Source organism: Acetobacter musti (genome assembly GCF_011516835.1).
In the GTDB taxonomy this organism is placed as follows: Bacteria; Pseudomonadota; Alphaproteobacteria; order Acetobacterales; family Acetobacteraceae; genus Acetobacter; species Acetobacter musti.
This window is the reverse complement of record NZ_WOTB01000077.1, coordinates 1-3,785: the sequence shown is the minus strand read 5'-3', so window position 1 is coordinate 3,785 and position 3,785 is coordinate 1. Positions and strand designations below refer to the sequence as shown.

At 64.7% G+C, this 3,785-nt stretch carries 3 protein-coding genes; 1 reads left to right on the top strand and 2 read right to left on the bottom strand.

Annotated elements, in window-relative coordinates; translation table 11 throughout:
• Positions 1-33 precede the first annotated feature (33 nt).
• A complete protein-coding gene (locus GOB93_RS20590) occupies positions 34-3,006 on the bottom strand; it encodes a Tn3 family transposase (protein WP_173585230.1) in 2,973 nt (990 codons plus the stop codon).
• Between the two features lie 3 nt (positions 3,007-3,009).
• Complete coding sequence (locus GOB93_RS20585) at positions 3,010-3,579, bottom strand: recombinase family protein (protein ID WP_456304271.1); 570 nt, start codon at positions 3,577-3,579, stop codon at positions 3,010-3,012.
• Positions 3,580-3,592: 13 nt separating this feature from the next.
• Here GOB93_RS20585 and GOB93_RS21290 point away from each other — a divergent pair.
• The coding region (locus GOB93_RS21290; RefSeq protein WP_206752628.1) for a hypothetical protein at positions 3,593-3,785 on the top strand (193 nt) is incomplete at its 3' end.

Below are 3,785 nucleotides of genomic sequence, written 5' to 3'. Positions count from 1 at the left end.
GGGGTCGGTACATAAAACGGGCACAGATATACGCTAAGGATTATCGGTGATTGTGATGGCTTGCCGGAGCGGGCGGAGTTTCCCTTCCGGGATGCCGGCGTCGGTCCAGAGGTAATCCCCGGTCAGGTTGATATGCTGCCACCCCAGCGGAGAGAGATGCTGGAGCAGATCAGGCGCAACGGATCGTCCTTGACGTTCGAGATGCCGCATTGCGGCTCCGAGATAGGTGGTGTTCCACAATACGATGGCGCTGGCGACGAGATTGAGCGCGCTCGCCCGATGTCCCTGGGCTTGCAGTCCGTGATCGCGGATCCGGCCGGTGCGATGGAAAAAGATGGCGCGCTTGAGGGCGTTCTGGGCCTCTCCCTTGTTCAACTCGCGGGTGGCGCGGCGGCGTTCTTCGGGGAGCTCGATCCAGTCGAGCGTGAACAGCGTACGCTCGACGCGGCCCATCTCTCGCAGGGCAAGGGCGAGACCGTTCGCGCGAGGATAAGAACCGAGCCGTTCCAGCATCAGCGACGCGCTGGTGACGCCGGTACGGATTGAGGTGGCGAGCCGGATCACGTCGTCCCAGTGCTCGGAGATCAGGCGTTCGTCGATCGGCTGGGCCATCAATGGGGCGACAGTCGACCCAGGCTTCATGTCGCCGAACAGATGCAGGCGTCTGTTACCGATGTTGGGGATGCGCGGGGCGAAACGGAAACCGAGGAGATGGCATAGGGCGAACACATGATCCGAAACGCCCCCGCCATCGGTATGGTGACGCTCGATCGCAAGGTCGGCGCCATGATGGAGCAGGCCGTCGAGTACATGCGCGGCCTCGCTGGCACCGGCGGAGATGACTGTGGAATGGAACGGCGCGTAGCGATCGGAGACATGGGTGTAGAAGGAGATGGCGGGTTCGCTGCCCTTGTGCGGATTGACGGCGCCGGTTGCCTGTGCACGCCGATCGAGCGGGAAGTGCTGCCCGTCCGAGCTGGACGCGGTGCCGTCGCCGAACAACGCGGCAAGGGGCAGCCGATGCTGCGCCTCGACCAGCCTCGCCAGCGCCGCTCCGTAGCTATCCTCGCGCAGGTGCCAGGCCGAGAGCCAGCCGAGCTGACGCCGAGTTACCAACCCACAGGCCTCGGCCATGCGGGCGTGGCCGAGATTGGTCGCATCGGCAAGAACGGCGGTAAGGATCGCGCGGGGATCGTCGTGTGCCCGGCCGGTAGTCAAATGCGTGAAGCAGCCGGCAAGTCCCGTCCAGCGATCCACGTCGGCCAGCAGATCGGTGATCCGGATGGCCGGCAGGCGTGCGTAGAGGGGCGCCAGGGCGTCCTCTGCCTCGTCTGGAGTGATCGCGCGCAAAGGCGAGATGCGCAGCCGCCCCTCGGCGATCCGCACGTCTTCGAGCGTATCGGTGGACGCTTTCGCCTCTATCTCGGCGATCCGACGCGTGAGCAGCGCCTTGCGTTCCGCCAGCCAGGCCGCTGCGGTATCAGCGACGGCGATCGGCAGGGGGCCGGCCTCGCGCATCGCGGAAAAAATCGGCTTTGGAATAAGCTGGTGCTCGACGGCGCGATAGCGTCGGCTTCCCTCGACCCACATATCCCCCGCGCGCAGCCGGTCGCGCAGTTCCGCCAGGACGCAGAACGCGAAGATGCGGCGGTCGAGATCAGCACGGTCGATCCGCTTCCGCCAGCTCGTCCGGACAAAGCCGAGCGGCACGTCGGCCGGAAGCCTGTGCCGGCCGTCGGCGAGTCCGCGCAGGGTCTCGACAGCTTGGGCAAGAGGTGCGCAGGCGGGAACAGCCCCGAAAGTGAAGGCGGCGACGAACGCAGGACCGATCTGGCGCAGGATCGGTCCTGCGTTCTCCCGGGAGAGCGCCACGGGATCGAGCGGATCAGGACGAACGAGACGACGGGCTTCCGCGACTTCCCGTGTCAGCGCGTCCCAGCCGATGACGCCCTCGATCGCCGCGTATGGATCGGCGTCGTCAGCGCGGGCGCTCAACACCGCATCGCCGATCTCGGCCAGAAGGCGGATTTTGGCGTTGATGGTCCGACGGTCGCGTTTCAATGCGGCTTCCTCGCGCCGTTCCGCCCGGCGGAACAACTGACCGAACAGACGCTCGAACATGAGCACCGCGTCGTCTGTCAGCGTCATCTGCGCCTCGATGGCTGTGGCGACCAGCACCGCGCGCCGCCGTGCCGGGTTCAACGAGGTAAGATGTTGCGCCGTGAGGCGCGCGCCTTCCTGGCACAATCGGCGAAGCCGCTCCGGGTGAATGGTGTCCACGAGGCCGGAATCCAGGTCGATCGCACGCAGGAGCGACAACCGGTCGAGGATCGCGGCGAAGGCACGCCTCCCGGGCTGGCCAGGAGGCTGACGCACCCAGGTGAGGCTGCTGATATGGCTGCCGCTATGCGGCTGGAGGAGGGCGTCGAGCCGATCGCGCTGGTCGGCGGTAAGATGCCGCGTCAGCAGCTCGCAGACATACCGCTCGGCATCGAGCAGCGCCTTGCCCACCATGCGTTCGATCTGGGTGATACCAGGCACGACGATGCATCGCCGGCGAAATTCGCCCAGCAGCATCCGTGCGAGAACGATTCCGCTGCTGGACGTCAGGGCCGCAGGCAGAAGCCAGGCCTGAAGCTCGATCTGGAGCGGCCGACAGAACTGCTGGAATCCGAATGTTCCACGCAGCGTATCGAGCTGTTCGTAGCGGGTCGGCCCACGCACGGCATAGTCGGCGAGCGCGTCCGGCTCGATCCCGAGTTGATCCCCTATGAAGGCGAGCGGGATCTGAGGGATCAGCTCCCCCGGCCGGAGCAGCCGCCCCGGGTAGCGCAGCGCGCAAAGCTGGATAGCAAAGCCCAACCGATTGTGCGCCCTTCTCCGACTGACAATGACACGCAGGTCATCGGGAGTGAGCGTCCAGTAGCGCACCAGGTCGGCCTCGTTTTCGGGCAGGGCAAGCAGCAACAGGCGCTGCGCCTCGGTCAGAACGGAACGGCGCGGCATCTGTCAGGTTCTGCCGGGAGGCGTCCAGCCAATCCGCGCCAGCGTGTCGATCAGCGTCGAGCGCGGTACACCGAAGTTGCGGCATATAGCCGCTTTGCTGGCGCCGCCTTCGAGGGCGACGGTAATCGCCGCGATCTTCTCCGCGTCGATCGCGGGCGGCCTACCGCCGAGCCGACCCCGGCGCCTGGCGGCCGCCAGCCCCGCCATGACCCGTTCGCGCGTCAAGGCGCGTTCGTATTGGGCGAGTGCGCCGAACATCGAGAACAGCAACTCGCCTTGCGCGGTTGCCGTATCCATATGTTCGGTCAAGGATCGGAAAGCGATGCCACGCTCCCGAAAATCTCCGATAATATCGAGAAGATGCGATAGAGAACGGCCCAGACGGTCGAGTTTCCAGACCACCAGCGTATCCCCTTCCTTGAGCCAGGCGAGGCACGTCTTGAGGCCAGGGCGATCGTCGCGGGCACCAGAGGCCTTGTCGGAATGAATGTGGCGTGCATCGACGCCAGCCGCGATCAGCGCATCGCGCTGGAGATCCACTGACTGGCGTTCGTCGGCTGAGGACACTCGCATATAACCGACCAGCATGTACGACAAACCTCATCAGAAGAGTTTCCGCACAGTAATGCAAAGCGACATGGTTTGTCGTGCGGTTTTTGCTACCTTGGCGGCTATCTTTTCCCGGCAAGAAAAAAATGACGGAAAACACCTGTTTTCCGTCATATACCCTCAGCATCCGACCTTAGCGTATATCTGTGCCCGTTCTATGTACCGACCCC

Coding starts and splice junctions, on each gene's coding strand:
- GOB93_RS20590 (WP_173585230.1), bottom strand. CDS start 3,006: ATGCCGCGCCGTTCCGTTCTGACCGAGGCGCAGCGCCTGTTGCTGCTT.
- GOB93_RS20585 (WP_456304271.1), bottom strand. CDS start 3,579: ATGCGAGTGTCCTCAGCCGACGAACGCCAGTCAGTGGATCTCCAGCGC.